Genomic DNA, 20,797 nt, shown 5'->3' with positions numbered 1-20,797 from the left:
ATACCGCAGGAATCACCTCCTTCGCTACCGTACCGACCGGTCCCTCTGGAGTAGCGAGGGCGCCACGTGGGGAAAGTCATGCCGATCAGCCGACCGGGGGTGAGCCCGCCGTCTCGCGGCGCGCCTCGGCCGCCTCCTCGGCGGCCCGGTTCACCTCGGCGGCCAGCGTGGTGCCACCGACCTCCCAGGCCATGGCGAGCAGGCGTTCCCGGAAGCGGGCCAGGTCGACGCCGAGGTCCTCGCCGGCGTAGCCGCCCGACGCGTCGCGAACCGCGCCGACCACCTCGTCGGCGAGCGCGGCCATGCGTGAGCGAATCATGGTGCGCAGTTCGCCGCTGAGCGGAATGTCGATACCGACGTCGTAGAGCACGAGGGCGCCCTTGAGCATCGGGCGATCCGGCACGTACCACCGCTCACCGCGGCGCTCCAGATAACCGACGGCGATCAGTTCGGTCAGCACGTCCGAGCCGCGGTCGCCGAGCAGGGCGGCGAGTTCGGCGTCGTCGATCTCCGCGCTGCGTTGCGCGGCCTGGGCCGAACGCGGGTCGAACAGCGTGCGCCAGTCGCCGCTGGCCGGTTCGGCGTCGAAGACCTCACGGATTGCGTCGAGCCGCAGCCCGCGGCCCTGCATGGCGACGATGTCGCGCAATCGGTCCAGATGCTCGTCGGAATACACCACTTCCTTGCCTGCGCGCCCGGGCTTGGGTAGGACGCCGAGCGAGTGGTAATAGCGGATCGTGCGCGCCGCGACGCCGCTGGCGTCGGCGAGTTCCGCGCGGGTGTATCGAGGCACGCGACCAGCATAGGGGCCGAGCCCCGGGCGGACTTTGACAGTGCTGGCTGTCGGCGTTAGCGTTACCGGCGTCACTGTCGACACCATCGAGGAGCTCTTCTATGTCCGAGCGAACCACCGACTTCGACGTCTTGATCGTCGGTTCCGGATTCGGCGGCAGTGTCACCGCGCTGCGACTGGTGGAGAAGGGCTACAAGGTCGGCGTGCTGGAGGCAGGCCGCCGCTTCGCCGACGACGAACTGCCGAAAACCAGCTGGGACCTGCGTAAATTCGTGTGGGCACCCAAGCTCGGCTGCTACGGCATCCAGCGCATCCACCCGCTGCGCGACGTGCTCATCCTCGGCGGCGCCGGTGTCGGCGGTGGTTCGCTGAACTACGCCAACACCCTCTACGTTCCGCCGGAGCCGTTCTTCCAGGACGCGCAGTGGCGCGACATCACCGACTGGCGAGCCGAGCTCACTCCGTACTACGAGCGCGCCAAGAAGATGCTCGGCGTGGTGCAGAACCCGCACATGACGCCCGCCGACGAGATCTTCAAGGCCGTCGCCGAGGACATGGGCGTGGGTGACACCTTCGTCCAGACGCCGGTCGGTGTCTTCTTCGGTGAGCCGGGCAAGACCGTCGCCGATCCGTACTTCGGCGGGGCAGGCCCCGAGCGCACCGGCTGCATCGAATGCGGTGACTGCATGGTCGGCTGCAAGTTCGGCGCCAAGAACACGCTGGTGAAGAACTACCTCTACCTCGCGGAAAAGGCGGGCGCGCAGGTCATCCCGATGACCACCGTGTCGGCACTGCGTCCGCTGCCCGACGGCACGTGGGACGTGGCCACCGAGCGCACCGGCGCCTGGGTGCGCAAGAACCCCAAGACCTACACCGCCAAGCAGGTGGTGCTCGCCGCGGGCACGCTCGGCACCCAGAAGCTGCTGCACGCGATGCGCGACGAGGGCGCGCTGCCCAAGATCTCCGATCGGCTCGGCCTGCTCACCCGCACCAACTCCGAGTCCATCGTCGGCGCGGCCACCAAGACGCTCGCGCCCGGCCAGGACTTCACCAAGGGTGTCGCGATCACGTCCTCGATCCACCCCACTCCCGACACCCATGTCGAACCGGTCCGCTACGGCAAGGGCTCCAACTCGATGGGCATGCTGCAGACCCTGATGGTCGACGGCGGCGGGCGCGTGCCGAGGTGGCTGCGGTTCCTGTGGCTGGTGATCACCCATCCGCTCACCTTCTTCGGGTTCATGAGCGTGCGGAACTGGAGCGAGCGCACCATCATCTCGCTGGTCATGCAGCACCTGGACAACTCCATCACCACCTACACCAAGCGCGGGCTGTTCGGGCGCAAGCTCACGTCCAAACAGGGCCACGGGCAACCGAATCCGACGTGGATCCCCGCGGGCAACGAGGTGACCCGCCGCGTGGCGGACAAGATCGGCGGCGTCGCCGGCGGCACCTGGGGCGATGTGTTCAATGTGCCGATGACGGCGCACTTCCTGGGTGGTGCGGCGATCGGCGCCGACCCGCAGCACGGCGTGATCGACGCCTACCACCGTGTGTTCGGCTACCCGACGCTCAGCGTTGTCGACGGTGCGGCCGTCTCGGCCAATCTCGGGGTGAACCCGTCGCTGACGATCACCGCGCAGGCCGAGCGCGCGGCCGCCTACTGGCCGAACAAGGGTGAGGTCGACACCCGGCCCGAGCAGGACGCGGGATACCGACGGATCGAACCGGTCGCACCGAAGCAGCCGGTGGTCCCCGCGGGCGCGCCCGCCGCGCTGGTCTTGCCGATCGTCGAGATCCGCAACCCGGAGAAGACCGCGGGCTGACGACCGGAACATGGCCCCGGACAAGCGGTTTCGCACCGCAGGTCCGGGGTCTTGTTCGTTCAGAGGGCGTTGATGCGCGCCAACGCCTCGAACGCCAGATCGGCCGCCTGCCACAGCGCGGCGACCTCAGTCCGGATCGTGGGCGCCAGCGCGGGGTCCTGCAGGGCGAGTCCGTTGCTGAAGATCACCACGTTCGCACCGAGGTCGGCGGCGATGAGCATCTGCTCGGTGGCCACGCCCGCGCCGAACAGCTGATCGAGGCCCTCCCCCACGAAATAGAACCGCCACAGCGGCCCGAGGTCGGCACCGTAGACGGCTTTGGTCCGGTCGACGATCACTTCGCCGACCGAGGCGATGCCTGCGACGATCTTGAAATAGTCCGGTGCGTGCTCGGGACGGCTCCCGACGGCGGCCACCGAATACGTCAGGTCGACGGTCAGGTGCGCGTTGTATCCGGCCATCGCCGTGCGTGCCCGCGAGGCGCCGCAGTCCTTGGCCAGGGCGAAATAGTGTGCCCACTGCGGTTCGACGACGCCGCCGGAGAATTCGGCGTGCAGATTGTCGAGGAAACGACGCAGCAATTCGAGACTGATCGAATGCGCGTATTCGCGGTCGAGGAAGGCCGCCGGATCACGTTGCATCGGCATCACGGCGGTGGATTCCACACCGTCGAGGCCGATCGCGAACAGCCCACGCAGGTCCCGGTGCTCGACAAGGATCTCGGTGATTCGGTGGTGCCGGTCGACGGCGTCCTCCAGCCGGGTCAGGGTATCGCCGCCTGCGATCTCGGAAGTGTCCGAGAGCCGGGCGATCTCGCCGATATCGGCCGGCGAGAGGGTTGATCCGCACGCGGTGTCGGTCACAGCGCCGGCCGGTCCCGCGACCAACCCGGGCAGAGCCATGATCCCGACCGCGACAGCCGCGACTATTCCACTCCCGATACGCATCCTGCGATTCCACCACCTCCCGCCCCGATCCGCTGTGCGACGCACCCGGATCGGCAGGCTCGCCGAGGCGGGCAGGTGCCACGGAGATCCGAGCGGAACCGGCTGAACAGCAGGCCGTTCGGTGGCGGGTTAGCTGCGGCAGCCCACGTGTTGGAGGGCCGTCAGATCAGGCGGATGCTCGCGATCATCTTCTTGGCGTCGTCGGCGGACAGTTCGCCGGTGGTGCCCCGGTCGACCAGGATCGCCATGACCATCGGCAGACCCGCCGACTTCTCGAAGGCGAAGGTGTACACCGAGTACGTGGTCGTGGTGCAGCCCGGTCGCGCCGGTGTCCACGAACCCGAGCTCTCGACGAACTGTCCGGCCAAGCCGCTCTTGGTGGTGAGCGAAGTGGGGGCGGTGATTTTGCCGCCTGTCGAATCGGAGTAGCCGCCCTCGGCCGCGATCCTGGCCGCGGTGGTCGCGGCCTCAGGCAGGGTGTTCTCCGTACTGAGGGCGATCCCCGCGAGTCCTCGGTAGGCCGAACCGGGGCAGTAGTTCTCGCCTTCGGAGGCCTTTCCGGTACCCGCGAACATTCCGCTCAGACCGAGGATCACGACCGAGTCCGACTCCGAGGCGATCTGCCAACTCGGCGGGACGTCGTAAGCGATGCGCTCGTCAGCGAGCAGCACACCCTTCCAACCCGGCGTCACCGGTGCGGTGCTGGTACCGGTGGGCGGGACCGTCTGCGTGGTCGTCGTCGGTGCGGCAACCGCCTGCTCGTCGTTGCCGCCGGTTCCGATGACCACGGCGGTCACGAGCACCACCGCGAGCACCACGACAACCGCCCCGATCCCGATCAGCAGACCGGCATTACCCTTTCGCGGCGGCTGCGCGTACCCATACGTCTGCCCGTGCTGCGGAAACGGCAAGGACATGCTGGGCCCGAGCCCCTGCTGCGGAATTCCTTGCTGCGAGTTGGGTATTCCGTACCCACCCGGCTGCCCATAACCCTGCGGCGCCCCAGGGTACCCCTCCGACCCCGGCAGCATTCCCGGCTGCGGGCCCGGCATTGCCCGGTAGAGCACAGGCTGCTGGAATGCCCCGGACCCCTGCTGTCCGGATGCCTGCGGGGAGGCCTCCGATCCCTGCGGCGTACCGGGCTGTGGAAACGCACCCGACCCCTGCGGCACACTCGATTGAGGGAAGACACCCAGGCCATGCGGTTGCTGAAACGGCACAGGCCCCTGTGGAGCGAGGATCGTCGGATCCCCCTGCGGTGGTTGTGGAATCGCAGGCTGAGAAGTAGACCCGGACGACGCCGGATCCTCGCCCGGCGCCCCTGCCGACTCCCACCAGCGATCGACGTTGTCTGCCACGTCCCAGTCCTTCCTCACACCCGCCTCGCCGATCTCCCTCGAGCAGGCGTCCCGCTCAGCGTAACGGCGCAACCCCGTAAACGAGAGCCGCGCGTGCCGCTGCAGGCACCTGCCATCCCATTCATGGACAGCCGATCACCACGCTCCTATGGCTCGAAATCTGCCGACGTCCCGTCCTGAGAGCGCGGGATCTTGGTCGAGGCGCATGCCCGTCCCAATGCGCGGGGAGGGAGGGTGGGGCCGATCGGGCGACTAGCGCGTGGACGACGTGATCTGGTCGGCCGCGGCGGCGGTGGCGGCTCCGAGGGCGGTGACCTGGGCGGCGGTGAGGCGGGAGTCGGGGCAGGTTACTACCGAGGCGATGACGGCGCCGGTGGTGTCGCGGATGGGGGCGGCGACGGTGAGGACGGCGTTGTCGGGGCCGAGTTCGCCGGGCAGGTAGTCGATGGTGATGAGTTCGGTGATGACGGAGCCGAGTTGGGCGCGCAGGGCGGCGGTGATCGGTGTGTCACGCAGGGCCGCAAGGGCTTCCAGCATCGGCGTCGAATCGTCGACCAGTCGCTCGACGGAATAGCCGCGGGCGCGGATCTCGGTGAGGACGTGTGCGAGGCGCTCACGGTGTGTGGGGTCGGCGCCGGTGAGCCAGGCGCGTTGTTCGGATTCCGGTGCCCAGGCGACGAATTCGCGGCAGACAGGTGGGGCGAGCGGCAGCCGTCGGCCGGGCCGGATCCAGGTCGCCGACGGGTCGCCGACGAGTTCGGTGACCACGATGTTCGCCCCGTCGCGTTCGGCGAGGAAAACAGGTGCCGACACCTGGTCCGCCAGCGCGCGCAGGACAGGGGCGGCAGTACGGCGCAGCGGGAACGCGGCTTCGGCGCGACGGGCGACGGTGAGCAGCCGCAGACCGATGCCGTAGCAGCCGTCGCCGTCGCGCACGGTCCACCCGTCGGCGGTGAGCTGGGTGAGCACGGCGTGGGCGGTGGCGCGGGAGATCCCGGCTTCACGCACGATGCGGGCCAGCGTGAGCCGCTCGGTGGCGTGGCGCGAGAGCAGCTCGAGCACCTTAACCACCCGCTGGGTCGGGGCCGAGACGACGCTCGAATCCGGCTCGGCCGACGCCGGATCCGACGTCACCTCTTGACCGGCGCTCTCGGCCCGGCTTATCGTCGGTGTCACAATACCGAACGATAGCGTCGATTATTCGACAGTGCAACCCCGGGCGTGAGCCCGCCGGGAAGGTGGACAGTGCAGACGGGATACGAGTTGACGCACCTGGCGGCCCTGGAGGCCGAGGCGGTGCACATCCTGCGCGAGGTGGCGGCCACCTTCGAACGACCGGTGCTGCTGTTCTCCGGCGGGAAGGATTCGGCGGTGCTGCTGCATCTGGCGCGGCGCGCGTTCTGGCCCGCGCCACTGCCGTTCCCGCTGCTGCACGTGGACACCGGCCACAATTTCGACGAGGTGCTCGCCTACCGCGACCGCACCGCCGACCGCACCGGCGCCCGCCTGCTCGTCGCGAAGGTCCAGGACGACATCGACGCGGGCCGCGCGGTCGAACGCCCCGGCGGCACCCGCAACCCTTTGCAGACCACCACCCTGCTGCGCGCGATCGGTGAGCACCGTTTCGACGCCGTGTTCGGTGGCGCACGCCGCGACGAGGAGAAGGCACGCGCGAAAGAACGGGTGTTCAGCTTCCGCAATCGTTTCGGCGAATGGGAGCCGCGCGCCCAGCGTCCCGAGGTCTGGAACCTCTACAACGGCAGGCATCAGCCGGGCGAGCACATCCGGGTGTTCCCGCTGTCGAACTGGACCGAGCTCGACGTGTGGGAATACATCGACCAGGCGGCCGTCGAGCTGCCCTCGCTGTACTACGCGCACCGCAGGCGGGTGATCGAGCGCGACGGAATGCTGCTGTCCGCGACCCGTTTCGTCACCGAAGCCCCCGGTGAGCGCGCCTTCGAGGCCACTGTGCGTTTCCGCACCGTCGGCGACGCCACCTGTACCGGCTGTGTCGAGAGCACCGCCGCCACCCCGGCACAGGTGATCGCGGAGATCGCGGCCACCCGGCTCACCGAGCGCGGCGCCACCCGCGGCGACGACCGGATCTCCGAGACCGGGATGGAAGACCGCAAGCGAGAGGGCTATTTCTGATGCGCCGCAATCTGTTACGCCTGGCCACCGCCGGCAGCGTGGACGACGGGAAGTCCACCCTGATCGGTCGCCTGCTCTACGACTCGAAATCCCTCTTCGACGACCAACTCGCCAACATCGAGCGCCTCAGCACCGAAAGGGGCAGTGCCACTACCGATCTCGCGCTGCTCACCGACGGTTTGCGGGCCGAACGCGAGCAGGGCATCACCATCGATGTCGCCTACCGCTATGTGACCACCCCGCGCCGCAAATTCGTCATCGCCGACACGCCGGGTCACGTGCAGTACACCCGCAATATGGTGACCGGCGCGTCCACCGCAGATCTCGCCCTGATCCTGGTCGACGCCCGCACCGGCGTCAGCGAGCAAACCCGCCGTCATGCCTTCCTCGCCACTCTGCTCGGCGTCCCGCACCTGGTGGTGTGCGTGAACAAGATGGACCTGGTCGACTGGTCGGAGGAACGTTTCACCGAGATCAGGGAGGAATTCTCCGCGTTCGCCGCGAAATTGACCGTCGGAGACCTCAGTTTCGTGCCCGTCTCGGCCCTGCACGGCGACAACGTGGTCGACAGCTCACCGCAGCTGGGCTGGTATCCGGGTCCGCCGCTGCTGCGCCACCTCGAGGACGTGCACATCGCCTCGGACCGCAACCTCATCGACGCACGGCTCCCGATCCAGTACGTGATCCGCGCCGAACAGGGGTCGGCGCAGCGCAGTTACGCAGGCACCGTGGCGGGCGGCATCTTCAAACCGGGCGACGAGGTGGTGGTTCTGCCCGCCGGTCACGCCTCGCATGTGCGGGAGATCTGGGGTCCGGGCGGCACGAAAGTCGAGGAGGCGTTCACGGGGATGGCGATCTCGCTGACCCTCGACGACGACATCGATATCGGCCGGGGCGACCTGCTGGCCCGCCCGGGCAACTCCCCACACCAGAGCACCGAACTCGACGCCATGCTGTGCTGGTTCTCCGAGACCGCCCGGCTACGCGCCGGCGACAGCCTGCTCGTCCGCACGGCCGCGCAGACCACACAGGCCGAGGTCGTCGCCATCGACTACCGGCTCGACGTGAACACCCTGCATCGGGTCTCGGAGGTGGAGGCGTTGTCGCTCAACGACATCGCCAGGGTCCGGCTGCGCGCCCGTCGCCCGCTGCTGTCGGATCCCTACCGGGAGAACCGGCGCACCGGCAGCTTCATCCTCATCGATCCGCGCACCGACGAGACGGTCGCGGCGGGGATGGTCACCGGTCGCGAAACGGTCGAGGTGTCGAGCACATGCACCGGTCCGGTGACGTGGCATCGCTCGGCGGTGACGCGTGCCGAGCGCACACACCTCGGGGCGACGATCTGGCTGACCGGCCTGTCGGGTTCGGGGAAGTCGACCGTCGCCGTGGAACTCGAGCGCCTGCTCGTCGAGGCCGGGCGCCCCGCCTACCTGCTCGACGGCGACAATCTGCGCCACGGCCTCAACGCAGGACTCGGCTTCTCCCCCGCCGACCGCGACGAGAACGTGCGCCGAGTCGCCGAGGTCGCTGCCCTGTTCGCCGACGCCGGAACCGTCGCCGTCGTGTCGGTCATCAGCCCGTTCGCCGCGCAACGTGACCACGCCCGCACCGTGCACTCCGACCGGGATCTGCCCTTCCACGAGGTGTTCGTCGACACCCCGCTGGCCGAATGCGAACGCCGCGACCCGAAGGGCCTCTACGCCAAGGCCCGTGCGGGCGAGCTGCCCGGTTTCACCGGCATCGGTTCCCCCTACGAGCGGCCCGCACAACCCGACCTGGTCATCACCCCCGACCTCGGCTCCCCCGCCGAGAGCGCCGCCCATATCCTCCGAGAGCTAGGGATCACAATCCGTTGAACCAACCGAGTACCACCACTGCCGACACGGGCGCACCGCCCGATTCGCTCACCGCCCCGTTTCTCGCCGCCGTCGCCCAGGCCGAAACACTCATCGCCGGTGCGGAATTCGTGCGCAGCGACACCGACCGCGCCGAAGGCTACGACTACCTCGCCGCCAGTATCGCCGCCTGCCTGCGGCTCTCGGGTGCCCACGGCACCTCGCACCCCTACTTCGTGTCTTCCACCGGCCCGTACGCCAAGATGGGCCTGGACAATCCGGACACCCTCTACTACCACGCGAATATCGAGCCGACCGCCGAGTATGTGGTGAGCGGGGTGCGTGGAAGCACCGTCGACCTGAGTTTCCAGGTCCTCAAAGGTGACTACACGGCCACCGAGGTGCCCGGCGGGGCCGATGCCTTCGACGACCGACGGATCCCGATCGCCGCGGACGGCAGCTTCTCGATCCGCTTCGGTCCGGCGAAAGCCGATGCGGGCGTGGACTATTTCCCGCTCGGTGAGGGCGCGTCGATGCTCGCGGTGCGCGAGGTCTACAGCGACTGGACCGAACGCAAGGGCTCGATCCGCATCGAACGGGTCGACACCCTCGGCACCGCACCGGACGAACCTGATCTGGCCCGGTTGCGCAAGCGCTACCGGGCCGCCGGGAACATGCTGCTCACCAGGGTGCACACCTGGTTCAACTTCCCCAAGTGGTTCTATCTCGACCTGCCGGTGAACACCCTCACCGCACCACGGCTCACCCCGGGCGGTCTCAGCACCCAGTACTCCTCGGTGGGACATTTCGACCTCGCCGACGATCAGGCCCTGGTGATCACCGTGCCGAAGTCCGACGCGCCCTACCAGGGGTTCCAGCTGGGCAGCCTCTGGTACATCTCACTGGATTACGTGAACCATCAGACGAGCCTCAATCATGCCCAGGCACAGGTGGATCCGGACGGAATGATCCGGATGGTGGTGAGCAACCGCGATCCCGGCATCACGAACTGGATCGAGACCACCGGCCGCACGCGGGGCATCCTGCAGTTCCGGTGGCAACGCACCGACCGGCCCATGACCGAAGCCGACGGCCCGCGTGTGGAACTCGTCGACGTCGCCGATGTCCCCGCGCACCTGCCGTACTACGACCACAACCGGATCGACGCCGCCGCGTGGCGTGACCGGATCGCCGCCCGGCAGCGGGCTTTCGCCGAGAGGATGCTGGGATGAGCCTGCTGGACGGGAAGGTTGTCGTCGTCTCCGGTGTGGGGCCGGGGCTCGGCCGGTCGATCTGCACGGAAGCCGCGGCGGCGGGTGCGAAGGTGGTCCTCGCGGCTCGCACCGAATCGCGGCTGCAGGAGGTGGCCGCCGAGATCGACGGCGAAACGCTCTGTGTGCCTACCGACATCACCGACGACGCCGCGGTGCGCGACCTCGTGTCGCGCACGGTCGAGAAGTTCGGCCGCGTCGACGCGCTGGTGAACAACGCGTTCTCGGTGCCATCGATGAAGCCGCTCGAACGCACCGATTACGACCAGATCCGCGACAGCCTCGATCTCACCGTGCTGGGCGGTCTGCGGATGACGCAGGCGTTCACGCCGGCCCTGTCGGAGTCCAACGGCGCCGTGGTGATGATCAATTCGGCGGTGGTACGTCACAGCGAACCCCGCTACGGCAGCTACAAGCTCACCAAGGCGGCGCTGCTGGCGATGTCGCAGACCCTCGCCACCGAGCTGGGTGGCAAGGGCATCCGGGTGAACAGTGTGCTGCCCGGCTACATCTGGAGCGACCAGTTGAAGTGGTACTTCGGCCAGATCGCCGAGAAGTACGGCATCACCGTCGAGCAGGTCTACGAACAGACGGCTGCCCGATCCGATCTGAAGCGGCTGCCCGAGCCGGCCGAGATCGCCCGTGCCGTGGTGTTCCTCGCCTCGGACTGGGCGAACGCGATCACCGGCCAGACCCTCGACGTCAACTGCGGCGAATACCACAACTGATCAGGAGTTTCCCTCGATGACTGTGCGCACCGATGTCGGCACCGTAGCCGACCTGCACGCCTCGGCAACCAAACTCACCGGCCTCACCGATTTCGGCTCCGACGACTACACCGAAGCCCTCGGCGTGCTGCTCGATTCCTATCGCGACGAGGCCGGGCTCACCGAGCTCGGGTCCAAGATGTCGCGGTTCTTCCTGCGCGGCACCTTGATCGCTCGCGCCCTGAGCGAGGCCGCGTGGGCCGCGAACCCGGGGTTTGCCGAAACACCGGTCACCCGGCCGATTTTCGTCACCGGGCTGCCGCGCACCGGCACCACCGCACTGCACCGCCTGTTGGCGGCCGACCCCGCCAACCAGGGACTGGAGATGTGGCTGACGGACTTCCCGCAGCCCCGGCCGCCGCGGGAGAGCTGGGCGGACAATCCCGCCTATCAGCAGATAGACGCCGGGCTGCGTCAGCATCAGGTGCAGAACCCGGAGTTCATGGGCCTGCACTACATGAGCGCTGCCGATGTCGAGGAGTGCTGGCAATTGCTCCGCCAGTCGGTGATGTCGCACTCCTACGAGTGTCTGGCGTACCTGCCGAGCTATTCGCAATGGCTCACCACCCAGGACTGGACGCCCGCCTACGCCCGGCACCGGCGCAACCTGCAGCTCATCGGGATGAACGACTCCCGCCGCTGGGTGCTCAAGAATCCCAGTCACCTGTTCTGTCTGGACGCCCTGCTCGCCGTCTACCCCGACGCCGTCGTCATCCAGACCCATCGCGACCCCGCGACCGTGATCCCCTCGGTCTGCAGCCTCAACGAGCACGCCACCCGTGGCTGGTCGACCGTCTTCACCCCGGAGGTGATCGGCCGCACCCAACTCGACCTGTGGTCGCGCGGGTTGCGCGAGTTCACCGCCGCGCGCGCCCGCCACCCCGAGGCCCACTTCATCGATATCGACTTCGCCGACCTGCGCTCCGACCCGGTCGGCACCGTCGAGACGATCTACCGGTCCATCGGCACCGACCTCACCCCGCAGGCCCGAGCGGCCGTCCTCGACCTGGACGCCGAAAGCCGCACGGGCGCACGCAAACCCACCCACCACTACTCGCTCGCCGACTACGGGCTCACCGAGGACATGGTCGCCGAGCGCTTTTCCGGCTGATCGTGGGGGCGGCGGGTCTAGCGGGCGCTCCACCCGCCGTCCATCACATACGACGACCCGGTCACCATGCCCGCCGCGTCCGAGGACAGCCACGCCACCAGCTGGGCCACCTCCTCGGGCTCGATCAGGCGTTTGATCGCACTCTCGGTGAGCAGCACCTGTTCGACCACCTGTTGTTCGGGGATGCCGTGGATGAGGGCCTGATCGGCGATCTGCTTGTCCACCAACGGTGTTCGCACATATCCGGGATTCACGCAGTTGCAGGTGACGCCGTGCGGGCCGGCCTCGAGCGCCGTCACCTTCGACAGGCCCTCCAGCCCGTGCTTGGCCGTGACGTAGGCGACCTTGAACCGAGAGGCGCGCAGCCCGTGCACCGAGGAGATGTTGACGATGCGGCCGAACCCGTTGCGGTACATGTGCGGCAGTGCCGCGCGGATCAGCAGGAACGGTGCCTCCACCATCAGCGTCTGCATGGCCCGGAACCGTTCGGGCTCGAACTCCTCGATGGGGCTGACGGTTTGGATACCCGCGTTGTTGACGAGGATGTCGGTGTCCAGGCGCAGTTCGGCGAGTGCGTCGACATCGCGCAGGTCGACACACCAGGCGTGGCCGCCGATCTCGTGGGCGACGGCTTTCGCGCCGTCACCGTCGAGATCGGCGACGGTGACCTCGGCGCCGCGGGCGGCGAGGACCCGCGCGCAGGCGGCGCCGATCCCGCTCGCGGCACCGGTGACCAGCGCGGTGCGGCCGGTGAGGTCACTCATGCCGCAAGCCGTTTCGGCGCGTTGGTGTCCGCCAGATCGACGGTCTCGAGGTCGATCCCGCGCGTCTCCCGCGCACACAGCACCGCGATCACCGTGACCGACGCCGCCACCGCGAGGTAGACCGCGATCGGCACCGACGAACCATAGGAATCGAGCAGGCGCACCGCGATGATTGGCGCCAGCGAACCGGCCACGATCGAGGTCACCTGATATCCCAATGACACACCGGAATACCGCATTCTGGTGGGGAACATCTCGGCCATCATGGCGGGCTGGCCGGCGTACATGAACCCGTGGAAGACGAGACCGACGATGATGGCGGACAGAATCACCACGCTGTGCCCGCTGTCCATCATCGGGAACGCGAAGAACCCCCAGGTTCCGCCTGCGACGGCACCGGCCAGGTACACCGGCCGACGCCCGACCCGGTCACCGAGGTATCCGGCGAGCGGGATCACCGCGATGTGCACGGCGTGGGCGATGAGCAACCACCACAGGATCGTGGTCGTATCGGCGTGTACCTGCACCTTGAGGTAGGTGATCGAGAAAGTGACCACCAGGTAGTACATGATGTTCTCGCCGAAGCGCAGCCCCATGGCGGTGAAAACCCCACGCGGGTAACGGCGCAACACTTCGAACGGGCTGAACGAGGTGGCCTTGGTGTGCTCGAGCGCCTGCTGGGCGGCCAGGAAGATCGGCGCGTCGGTCACCTTCGTCCGCACGTAGTAGCCGACGAGCACCACCACCGCCGACAGCCAGAACGCGACCCGCCAGCCCCAGCTCAGGAACGCCGCGTCCGACAGTGTCGAGGTGAGCACCAGCAGCACGATGGTGGCGAGCAGGTTGCCCGCGGGCACTCCCGCCTGCGGCCAGCTCGACCAGAAGGCGCGGCTGCGGCTGGGGCTGTGCTCGGCGACCAGCAGCACCGCACCACCCCATTCACCACCGACCGCGAAGCCCTGAACGAAGCGCAGTGTCACGAGCAGCGCCGGTGCCCAGTAACCGATCTGGGCGAAGGTGGGCAGACAGCCCATCAGGAACGTCGCCGCGCCGACGAGCACGAGACTCGTCTGCAGCAGCTTCTTGCGCCCGTATCGGTCACCGAAATAGCCGAAGACGATGCCGCCGAGCGGGCGGGCCGCGAAACCGACCGCGTAGGTGACGAACGCGGCGAGGATCGCGTCCAGGTCGCTGGTCCCCTTCGCGAAGAACACCTTGCTGAACACCAGGGTGGCGGCGGTGCCGTAGAGGAAGAATTCATACCACTCGACGACGGTGCCCGCCATCGAGGCGGTCACCACCCGCCGTAGCCCGGACGGTGTCTCCTCCGGTGTGTCACCGGTGGGCCGGGTCGCGCTGCTGACGCTCATCGCACTACTCCTTCACGCGCTGTGAGCTGACTCACATTCCATGCGAGGAGTATTCGTGCAGAAGTCTTTCGGTCGCAATGCCCAGTTTCGCAGCGGCTATCTGCGAATATGCAGATATGAGCCGTTCCGTCGCGTCGTCCGGGCGCAGGCCGAGTGCCGATGATTTGCTCGTACTGCTCGCCGTCGGCCGGTCGGGGCGGTTCGTCACCGCCGCAGCCGAACTCGGGATCAACCACACCACCATTTCCCGGCGCATCGCCGCACTCGAGGCGGCGGTGGGCGGGCGGGTACTCACGAAAGTGGCAGGTGGTTGGGAACTCACCGATCTCGGTCGCGAAGCTCTCGTAGCTGCCGAGACGGTCGAAGCCGCGGTGCGCTCACTCGGTTCCCCGGGCGGGGAACGCACGCTCGAAGGGGTGGTGCGGCTCTCGGCGACCGACGGGTTCAGCGCCTATCTGGCCGCGCCCTCGGCGGCGCGGGTGCAGCGCCGCCACCCCGGCATCGCGGTGGAGATCGTCGCCGCCACCCGCCGCGCATCCACCCAGCGAACCGGCCTCGATCTCGAGGTGGTCGTCGGCAGACCCCAGGTACACCGGGCCGAGGCCATCGAACTCGGCGACTACTGCCTCGGCCTCTACGCCGCCCGGGACTACCTCGACGCCCACGGCGCCCCCGCGACCATCGACGACCTCGCCGGCTATCCGCTGGTCTATTTCATCGAGTCGATCCTGCAGGTCGACGACCTCGACGTGGCCACCAGCTTCGCGCCGACCATGCGCCAATCCGTCTCCTCCACCAACGTTTTCGTCCATGTGGAAGCCACCCGCGCGGCCGCCGGCATCGGCCTGCTCCCCTGCTTCATGGCCGACCGCCACCCCGACCTCGTCCGGGTCCTGGCCGACGAAGTCCGGGTCCAGCTCACCTATTGGCTGGTCACCCGACCCGAGACCCTGCGCCGCTCCGAAGTCGCCGCCGTCGTCGACGCCCTGCGCACCACCGTCCGCGAATGCCGCGCCACCCTCCTCGGCATCCCCGAAACGTGATGGTCCCGCTACCGATCGGCGGCCCAGTTCCTGGATGATGTAGCGCAGGTTCGCGGCCACAACACTTTCCGGAATCCGCCCCACAGTTCCGTCAGACGAAGAAGCAGGCGATCAGGAATGCTGCGACGGCTGTCCAGAGGAGGTAGCCGAGGTGGGTCCGTGAGTTCCGGATGGCATCGTCGATGGTGTGGGCTGCTGTGAGGCGGCCGGTGAAACCCGTTGGTGCCACCTCGAGCGCCTCGTCGAAGCCGTCGGCGGCGACGATCACGCGCAGCGAATGACTCTGTGCGGCAAGCAGTTTGCCGCGATACCCGCCGACCTCGGTCAATTGGTCACCCGCCAGCCCGGCGGTGATCGCGCAGGACGGGTCGATCCGGCGGCGCACCACACGCCCTCGTGACATCAGATAGTCGAGGGCGACGGCGAACGCCGCACCCGAGGACGCACCGCTGATGTCGTTGACCGGGGCGCCACCTTCGAGCGTGAGCGACCACAACACGCTCGCCTCGGTGCCCGCGATCCTGCTGACCTGCCAGGCGTCGACCAGCGCGTCGTGGAACTCCGCGTCGGCCTGCAGGAAGCTCATGCGGGCCGGGTCCGGATGCAAACCGCTCGGACCACCGTCGACCTGCGCCAATTCCAGGACGGCGACGTGTCCCTGACCGTAGGCGTCGACGAACAGGACGCGTATCGCGCTGGTGTGCAGGGTGACCGGCCTGTGTCCTGCCAGTTCGAGGGCGGCGAGCGTCGTGAATCCGTGCGCGGGATGGTCGCGGTGTTCGGTGAGATGACCGAGCACCGACGCGAGCTCGTTCTGCCCGGCGCCGATCGGGACGTCAGCAGTGGTGGAGGAAGGTGTCGAGTACAAGTTCGCGCGTTCGGCATGCGTGAGAAGACGCTGGACGGCGCTACCGGTGTCGGATACACCGGCCAGTGCGCATGCCAGCGCACCCAGTGCCCGCGCGGCCGAGAGTTCGGCGGTGTCGCGCCTGCCGTGGTCGCTGGGTGACTCCGCTTCCTCGGCAAGCAACTCGTCCTCGTCGAGGCTTTTCCAGCGTGCCAGCGATGCACGCGCCAGCACCTCGGTTTCCCGCCGGGGTGCCAGCAGCTCCCGAGCGGTCGTACCACCCGCGAGGACGGCGGCTCGACAGCATCGCAACCAGTGCTGTTGCGCTCCGACCAGCATGTCGAGCACGACATGGTCGGGAAGGTGGCTCAGGTCGTCCGCCGCGCCGGTGGGTCCGTGCGTGACGTGCGACGGGCCTGGGGGACCGACGGCATCTGTCGAAAGTCCGAGCATGGGTGCGCTCCTTACCGAGCCGGGCGGAGAATCCCGCGAGCGGGAGAACTCAGTGTCGCGCCGCAACAGGACCTGTCCACAGTCCGTCGGTGCCAAGGCCCTGACATACAGTGCCAACCCGTTGTCACCCTGTGGGACAGGGGTTTACGAACGCGCGGCCGGGGAGGGCGTTCGACCACTCCTGTGGGGTGATGGGTGCGGTGCCGGTGGCGCAGATGCGGGCGGCTTCGGTGGTGGCGTCGGTGCGCCAACGGCGCAGGGTGCCGTCGGTGGCGGATTCGACCAGGACGGTTCCACCGGCCGCGAACGCGAGCATTGTTTTCTGCCAGTGCCTTTCGTCGTGGTGCAGGGCGGCGTAGACGGTGGGCGCGGCGGGGTCGGTGTAGTCCCAGATTTCGATGCGGTCCCGGGCGAGATCGTCGACGGCGAGGCGGGTACCGGTGTGGTCGAAGGCGACCGAACCGACGGAGCCACGTGCGGCGACGGGGATCGGCAGGGGCCGGGGGCCGCCTGGTTCGCCGACGCGATAGACGAAGGCTCCGGCGCGGGTGCCGACGGCGAGGATGTTGTCTGTTGTGACGGCCAGCGACATGTCCTGACCAGCCGTTGGCAGGCCGGACAGTTCCGCCACGGGTCGGGCGTCGGGCCCGCCGCTCAGGTCGTAGACCGTGACATGCCCGGTGCGGTGACTGCCGACGGCCAGCCTCGATCCGTCGGGACTCACGGTGAGTGCGGTCGGATAGCCGTGCCCGAATCGCAGTGTGGACCGGAGCTCGGGACCGCCGGGCCGGGTCAGGTCCCACTGTTCCACCGATGACGTCAGACCCCGCCCGACGGCCAGGGTGCCGTCCGGGCCGAAGACGACACCTCGCGTGTCGACCAGGCCGTTGTCGATCGGCCGTCCGAACGGCTTCGGGGTGAGCTCGGTGATGTCCCAGACCTGGATGGCGCGTTCGTTCAGGGTGGCGGCTCGTGTCCCATCGGGGCTGAGCACCACGGTGTCGAAAAGGCCCGAGGGGTCGCCGTCCACGGAGTCTCGTCCCGTGGCCGCGGGGGTTCTCGACAGTGCGCGCAAGCGCGGCAGCAACGCGTCGGGCAGCACACCGGGAGCCGGTGCGGATACGTCTTGGGGAAGCCTGAACAGCGTCCGCGGTCCGAGTTCGGCGGCCTGGCCCGCGAGGTCGAAAACGTGGACGGCGCGGTCGAATCCGGAGGTCACCAGTGCGCGCCCGCCGCGGAACACCTCAACCCGCGCCACGGATCCTCCGGGGAACCGGGCGAGCACCGCACCGGTGTCGAGATCGAGGAGGCGAGCACGGGAATCACCGCCGACCACCACTGCCGTGCGGCCGTCCCCGGTCGGCGCCACGTCGAAGTACTCGTTGGCGCCTCGCGACATCGCGCGCAGCGGTTCGGGCCGGGCGATGTCGGCGCTCAGACGCCACCTGGCGATCTCGCCGGGGTTGAGCCCCACCGAGAGCACGTCACCGTCGACATCGACCGACCTGATCTCGGCGCCGTGCGGTCGGTCGGCCGACATCTCGAAAGCGGGACGGGCCGGATCCAGAGCTGTTGCGTCCCAGCCCCGTACGGTCGTGGTCCACGTTGTGTTGACGATCCGGGAACCGGCCGCGACGAGGACCCGGTCGTCGGCCGCGACGAACGCGTGGTTACCGGGAACAGTCAGCGCGGGTTGCGGCACAGGGTGCGCGGGATCGGCACCGAATCGCCAGGACAGCACCGTTCCACCGTGGGTGCCGATCGCCAGCAGATCGTTGCCGGGACCGAAGGCCAGCGACCAGGGCAGATGATCCGCCAACGCGAATTCGGTTGTCCGCCGGGGATTCTCCGCAATGCTCCACAAGACCGCCGAGCGTTCACCAGCCACCGCAAGCCAACGCTGGTCCGCGCTGATGGCCAGTGCCCGCACCGGGCCGGCCACCGCCGCGAACGCCGGCATTCGGGTCACCCCGGCATCATCGACCCGGACGAGCTGCACGGTGCCGTCGCCGTTGCCGATCGCGATCATGTCGCCACCGATGCTGGTCGCCAGCCGTGGCGGGTCGATACCGGCCGAGGCTCCGTCACCGGTTACCCCGGGCAGGATCCGGATCGGCGTGCCGAGAGCCGAGAACTCCAGCAGGGCCGATCGGGCATCCGTCGTGGCGCTCGTACGCACCGCCGCGAGGGCGACGAGTTGCGACAGCGCGGGGTCGAAGTCGGCACCACCCCGGGCCACGCCCGCGAACAGCCGGGAATTCGATTCGGCTCTGGCGGCGGCATTCTCGGCCCGGGCCCGGGCCAGACCGGTCACCGAGAGCACCGCGAGCAGGACGGCGAGCACACCGGCGACAGAGACCAGCCACAGCGCCATATTCGGTCTGCTGCGCGTGCGCGACACAGCTTCGGCGACCGTCGCGGCCGCCGCGATGCGGTCGAGGAAGTTCTCCGGCGCCTGCCGCCGCGCCTCTTCGTACCCGGTGGCGGCGACCACCACCCGAAGCGAAGCGCGCTGCGCGGCAGCGAGTTTGCCCGCATATCCGCCGACCGGGGTCAGTTCCGTTTCCGACAGGCCCGCCGTCACCGCGCAGGCCGGGTCGAGCCGGCGCACCCGCAGCCACCGGACCAGCTGGTGGCGTGGGGCCAGGTCGTCGAGCGCGACAGCCATCGCCGCGGCCATCGACGCACCGTTGATGTCGTTCTCGGGCGCGCGGCCCGCCCCGGTCACCGACCACAGCACGCAGGCGCCGGTCGCGGCCGGTCGGCTCACCTCCCACGCCCGCGTGAGACTGTCGGCGAACTCGCGATCCGCCTGCAGGAACGACATGGCGGCCGGATCCGGGTGCAACCCGCTCGGCCCTTCGCGCACCTGCTCCAATCGCAGCACGCCGACTCGTCCGGCTCCCCCGATGTCGACGAACAGCACACTGACCCGGGTGGTCCGCACCGTCGGTGGGCGCCGACCGGCCAGTTCCAGCGCGGTGACGATGCCGTAGCCGCGTGAGGGCCTGCCACCCTGGCCGAGCAGGTGCAGCACCACCTCGGCCAGCGGGTCGTCGCCACCGGTGATCGGGCCGGCGGGGAGCAATTGAGTACCGGCCGAATGCAATCCGGCCCGTTCGGTGTGCCGCAGGAAGACCGCACACGCCTCGGCGATGTCGCGTGCGCCGGTCAGGGCCTGGGCGAGGGCGGCGACCGCGTGGGCCGCCGACACATCGGCGGTGACCCGATCACCCTCGAGATCGGAGTTCTCCGATTCCTCTTCCAGCGGGTCGTCGCCTGCCTCGAGGTGTTTCCACCGCGCCAGCGAATGCCGTGCCAGCACACCGGTTTCGCGGCGCAGGTCGAGCAGCGCCAAAGCCGCCTCGGGGCCCTCGGCGACCGCTTCCCTGCACAGTGCCAACCACCGCTGCGGCGCTCCGGTGAGCTCGGACAACAGCGCGTCGTCGCGCTGGAACTCCGACTGTCCGGTCATCGTCGGCCCTCGACCGCAGCGGGGCGGGTCGCGTTCACCACGGCCGGATAAGCTCGACAGCGATGCGCATCAACGACCTTCCCGGGGGAACCATCTTGTCGAGAACACTCCTTGTCGGTGCTGCGCTGTCCGGTGCGGCGATCACCGCCCTGCTCGGCACCGGTTGCTCCACCGGGGACAGTTCGGCCATGCCCGTGGCCGGTGCCAACACTCCCACATCGACACCGCCGCCACCACTGCTGTCGGCCGACGACGTCGAGCAGCTGTTCGCGCGCATGCTCGACCCACGGGTCCCGAACTCCGAAAAGCTCGGTCATGTGCAGGGCATCGCCGACGATCCGGGTCTGCCCAACCGCATCGCCGAAGCACCGGGTCGGAACAACGCGACCGTCACCGTCACCATCGCCGGAACCAGACTCGGTGCGCCGGGCATGCTGGCCGAGGGCACCGGGACGATGAATACCGCGAGCAGCCCGTTGACCGTGCCGTTCGTCGCCGAGGACGGGAAGTGGAAGATCGAGAAGGCCTGGTATTGCCAGATCGCCTTCTCGATGATGGTGTCCTCCCCCACCTGCCCGTCCTAGCTCACATTCGTCGTGCGAACCGGTCGGGCGGGCAACGGCATCTGTGTAGGAGCCCGTTTCCCCTCAGCAGGAGGCTCCCGCTGTGACCCGTGTCGTCCGGTCGTTTCCTGGTCCGCCGACCGGCGCGCGGGCGATGCGACACCATGCCGGTTCGGCATCGAGCTGCCCGGTCCAGACCGTCCGCTACGCGAATTCTCAT

The 20,797-nt window shown here is 68.6% G+C and carries 16 protein-coding genes; 8 read left to right on the top strand and 8 right to left on the bottom strand.

All coding sequences use genetic code 11. From position 1 onward, the window contains the following. Positions 1-85 precede the first annotated feature (85 nt). Entirely contained in the window at positions 86-793 is a 708-nt protein-coding gene (locus tag AB0F86_RS07075; RefSeq protein WP_356982637.1) for a MerR family transcriptional regulator, read from the bottom strand. Positions 794-894: 101 nt separating this feature from the next. Here AB0F86_RS07075 and AB0F86_RS07070 point away from each other — a divergent pair, with 101 nt between their 5' ends. Next, positions 895-2,619: a GMC family oxidoreductase gene (locus AB0F86_RS07070; RefSeq protein ID WP_181696014.1), complete on the top strand. Its 1,725-nt coding sequence runs from the start codon at positions 895-897 to the stop codon at positions 2,617-2,619. A gap of 59 nt (positions 2,620-2,678) precedes the next feature. Here the strand turns inward: AB0F86_RS07070 and AB0F86_RS07065 are convergent, their stop codons facing one another. The 3 genes from AB0F86_RS07065 to AB0F86_RS07055 all read right to left on the bottom strand — a co-directional run bounded on the left by AB0F86_RS07065 (position 2,679) and on the right by AB0F86_RS07055 (position 6,100). Further along, entirely contained in the window at positions 2,679-3,566 is an 888-nt protein-coding gene (locus AB0F86_RS07065) for a DUF5995 family protein (protein ID WP_356982635.1), read from the bottom strand. Between the two features lie 161 nt (positions 3,567-3,727). Beyond that, positions 3,728-4,483, bottom strand: a complete 756-nt coding sequence (locus AB0F86_RS07060; protein WP_356982633.1) for a hypothetical protein — start codon at positions 4,481-4,483, stop codon at positions 3,728-3,730. 693 nt (positions 4,484-5,176) lie between these two features. Then, positions 5,177-6,100 (bottom strand): helix-turn-helix domain-containing protein, encoded by a 924-nt coding sequence (locus AB0F86_RS07055; protein WP_356982631.1) that lies wholly within the window; start codon positions 6,098-6,100, stop codon positions 5,177-5,179. A gap of 69 nt (positions 6,101-6,169) precedes the next feature. Here AB0F86_RS07055 and cysD point away from each other — a divergent pair, with 69 nt between their 5' ends. Genes cysD through AB0F86_RS07030 form a run of 5 tightly spaced genes read left to right on the top strand, consistent with a single transcriptional unit; the run spans position 6,170 to position 12,062 of the window. Beyond that, positions 6,170-7,075, top strand: a complete 906-nt coding sequence (cysD, locus tag AB0F86_RS07050; protein ID WP_356982629.1) for a sulfate adenylyltransferase subunit CysD — start codon at positions 6,170-6,172, stop codon at positions 7,073-7,075. After that, on the top strand, positions 7,075-8,934 hold the full coding sequence (gene cysC / locus AB0F86_RS07045) for an adenylyl-sulfate kinase (protein WP_356982627.1): 1,860 nt from the start codon (positions 7,075-7,077) through the stop codon (positions 8,932-8,934). Before cysD ends, cysC begins: the two co-directional genes overlap by 1 nt. After that, the gene (locus AB0F86_RS07040) at positions 8,931-10,145 is read left to right on the top strand and encodes a hypothetical protein (protein ID WP_356982625.1); all 1,215 of its coding nucleotides are present in this window, start codon (positions 8,931-8,933) and stop codon (positions 10,143-10,145) included. The genes cysC and AB0F86_RS07040 overlap by 4 nt, the downstream gene beginning before the upstream one ends. After that, positions 10,142-10,912, top strand: a complete 771-nt coding sequence (locus tag AB0F86_RS07035) for an SDR family oxidoreductase (RefSeq protein WP_181696020.1) — start codon at positions 10,142-10,144, stop codon at positions 10,910-10,912. Before AB0F86_RS07040 ends, AB0F86_RS07035 begins: the two co-directional genes overlap by 4 nt. A 16-nt stretch (positions 10,913-10,928) precedes the next feature. Beyond that, positions 10,929-12,062, top strand: coding sequence for a sulfotransferase (locus AB0F86_RS07030; RefSeq protein ID WP_356982623.1), 1,134 nt, complete (start codon positions 10,929-10,931; stop codon positions 12,060-12,062). A 17-nt stretch (positions 12,063-12,079) separates the two neighbouring features. Here the strand turns inward: AB0F86_RS07030 and AB0F86_RS07025 are convergent, their stop codons facing one another. After that, entirely contained in the window at positions 12,080-12,826 is a 747-nt protein-coding gene (locus AB0F86_RS07025) for a 3-hydroxybutyrate dehydrogenase (protein WP_356982621.1), read from the bottom strand. Next, complete coding sequence (locus AB0F86_RS07020; RefSeq protein WP_356982619.1) at positions 12,823-14,196, bottom strand: MFS transporter; 1,374 nt, start codon at positions 14,194-14,196, stop codon at positions 12,823-12,825. Before AB0F86_RS07020 ends, AB0F86_RS07025 begins: the two co-directional genes overlap by 4 nt. Positions 14,197-14,312: 116 nt before the next feature. Between AB0F86_RS07020 and AB0F86_RS07015 the strand changes: the two genes are divergently transcribed. Then, complete coding sequence (locus AB0F86_RS07015) at positions 14,313-15,239, top strand: LysR family transcriptional regulator (RefSeq protein WP_356982617.1); 927 nt, start codon at positions 14,313-14,315, stop codon at positions 15,237-15,239. Between the two features lie 91 nt (positions 15,240-15,330). Here the strand turns inward: AB0F86_RS07015 and AB0F86_RS07010 are convergent, their stop codons facing one another. Both AB0F86_RS07010 and AB0F86_RS07005 read right to left on the bottom strand, forming a co-directional pair. Continuing rightward, positions 15,331-16,539, bottom strand: coding sequence for a hypothetical protein (locus AB0F86_RS07010; RefSeq protein WP_356982615.1), 1,209 nt, complete (start codon positions 16,537-16,539; stop codon positions 15,331-15,333). A gap of 124 nt (positions 16,540-16,663) precedes the next feature. Continuing rightward, entirely contained in the window at positions 16,664-20,014 is a 3,351-nt protein-coding gene (locus AB0F86_RS07005) for a hypothetical protein (RefSeq protein ID WP_356982614.1), read from the bottom strand. Positions 20,015-20,076: 62 nt separating this feature from the next. On the opposite strand from AB0F86_RS07005, the gene AB0F86_RS07000 reads away from it, so the two are divergent. Further along, positions 20,077-20,598 (top strand): hypothetical protein, encoded by a 522-nt coding sequence (locus tag AB0F86_RS07000; RefSeq protein ID WP_356982613.1) that lies wholly within the window; start codon positions 20,077-20,079, stop codon positions 20,596-20,598. Positions 20,599-20,797: the final 199 nt, after the last annotated feature.

Source organism: Nocardia sp. NPDC023733, from assembly GCF_040639775.1.
GTDB lineage: Bacteria > Actinomycetota > Actinomycetes > Mycobacteriales > Mycobacteriaceae > Nocardia > Nocardia rosealba.
The sequence above is the reverse complement of the archived record's forward strand: the minus strand, read 5'-3'. Positions and strand labels throughout refer to the sequence as shown.

What these genes read in the sequence shown, in the direction of transcription:
- AB0F86_RS07070 (WP_181696014.1), top strand. Translation starts at nt 895, where the DNA reads ATGTCCGAGCGAACCACCGACTTCGACGTCTTGATCGTCGGTTCCGGA.
- AB0F86_RS07065 (WP_356982635.1), bottom strand. Translation starts at nt 3,566, where the DNA reads ATGCGTATCGGGAGTGGAATAGTCGCGGCTGTCGCGGTCGGGATCATG.
- AB0F86_RS07060 (WP_356982633.1), bottom strand. Translation starts at nt 4,483, where the DNA reads ATGTCCTTGCCGTTTCCGCAGCACGGGCAGACGTATGGGTACGCGCAG.
- cysC (WP_356982627.1), top strand. Translation starts at nt 7,075, where the DNA reads ATGCGCCGCAATCTGTTACGCCTGGCCACCGCCGGCAGCGTGGACGAC.
- AB0F86_RS07035 (WP_181696020.1), top strand. Translation starts at nt 10,142, where the DNA reads ATGAGCCTGCTGGACGGGAAGGTTGTCGTCGTCTCCGGTGTGGGGCCG.
- AB0F86_RS07030 (WP_356982623.1), top strand. Translation starts at nt 10,929, where the DNA reads ATGACTGTGCGCACCGATGTCGGCACCGTAGCCGACCTGCACGCCTCG.
- AB0F86_RS07025 (WP_356982621.1), bottom strand. Translation starts at nt 12,826, where the DNA reads ATGAGTGACCTCACCGGCCGCACCGCGCTGGTCACCGGTGCCGCGAGC.
- AB0F86_RS07020 (WP_356982619.1), bottom strand. Translation starts at nt 14,196, where the DNA reads ATGAGCGTCAGCAGCGCGACCCGGCCCACCGGTGACACACCGGAGGAG.
- AB0F86_RS07015 (WP_356982617.1), top strand. Translation starts at nt 14,313, where the DNA reads ATGAGCCGTTCCGTCGCGTCGTCCGGGCGCAGGCCGAGTGCCGATGAT.
- AB0F86_RS07010 (WP_356982615.1), bottom strand. Translation starts at nt 16,539, where the DNA reads ATGCTCGGACTTTCGACAGATGCCGTCGGTCCCCCAGGCCCGTCGCAC.
- AB0F86_RS07005 (WP_356982614.1), bottom strand. Translation starts at nt 20,014, where the DNA reads ATGACCGGACAGTCGGAGTTCCAGCGCGACGACGCGCTGTTGTCCGAG.
- AB0F86_RS07000 (WP_356982613.1), top strand. Translation starts at nt 20,077, where the DNA reads ATGCGCATCAACGACCTTCCCGGGGGAACCATCTTGTCGAGAACACTC.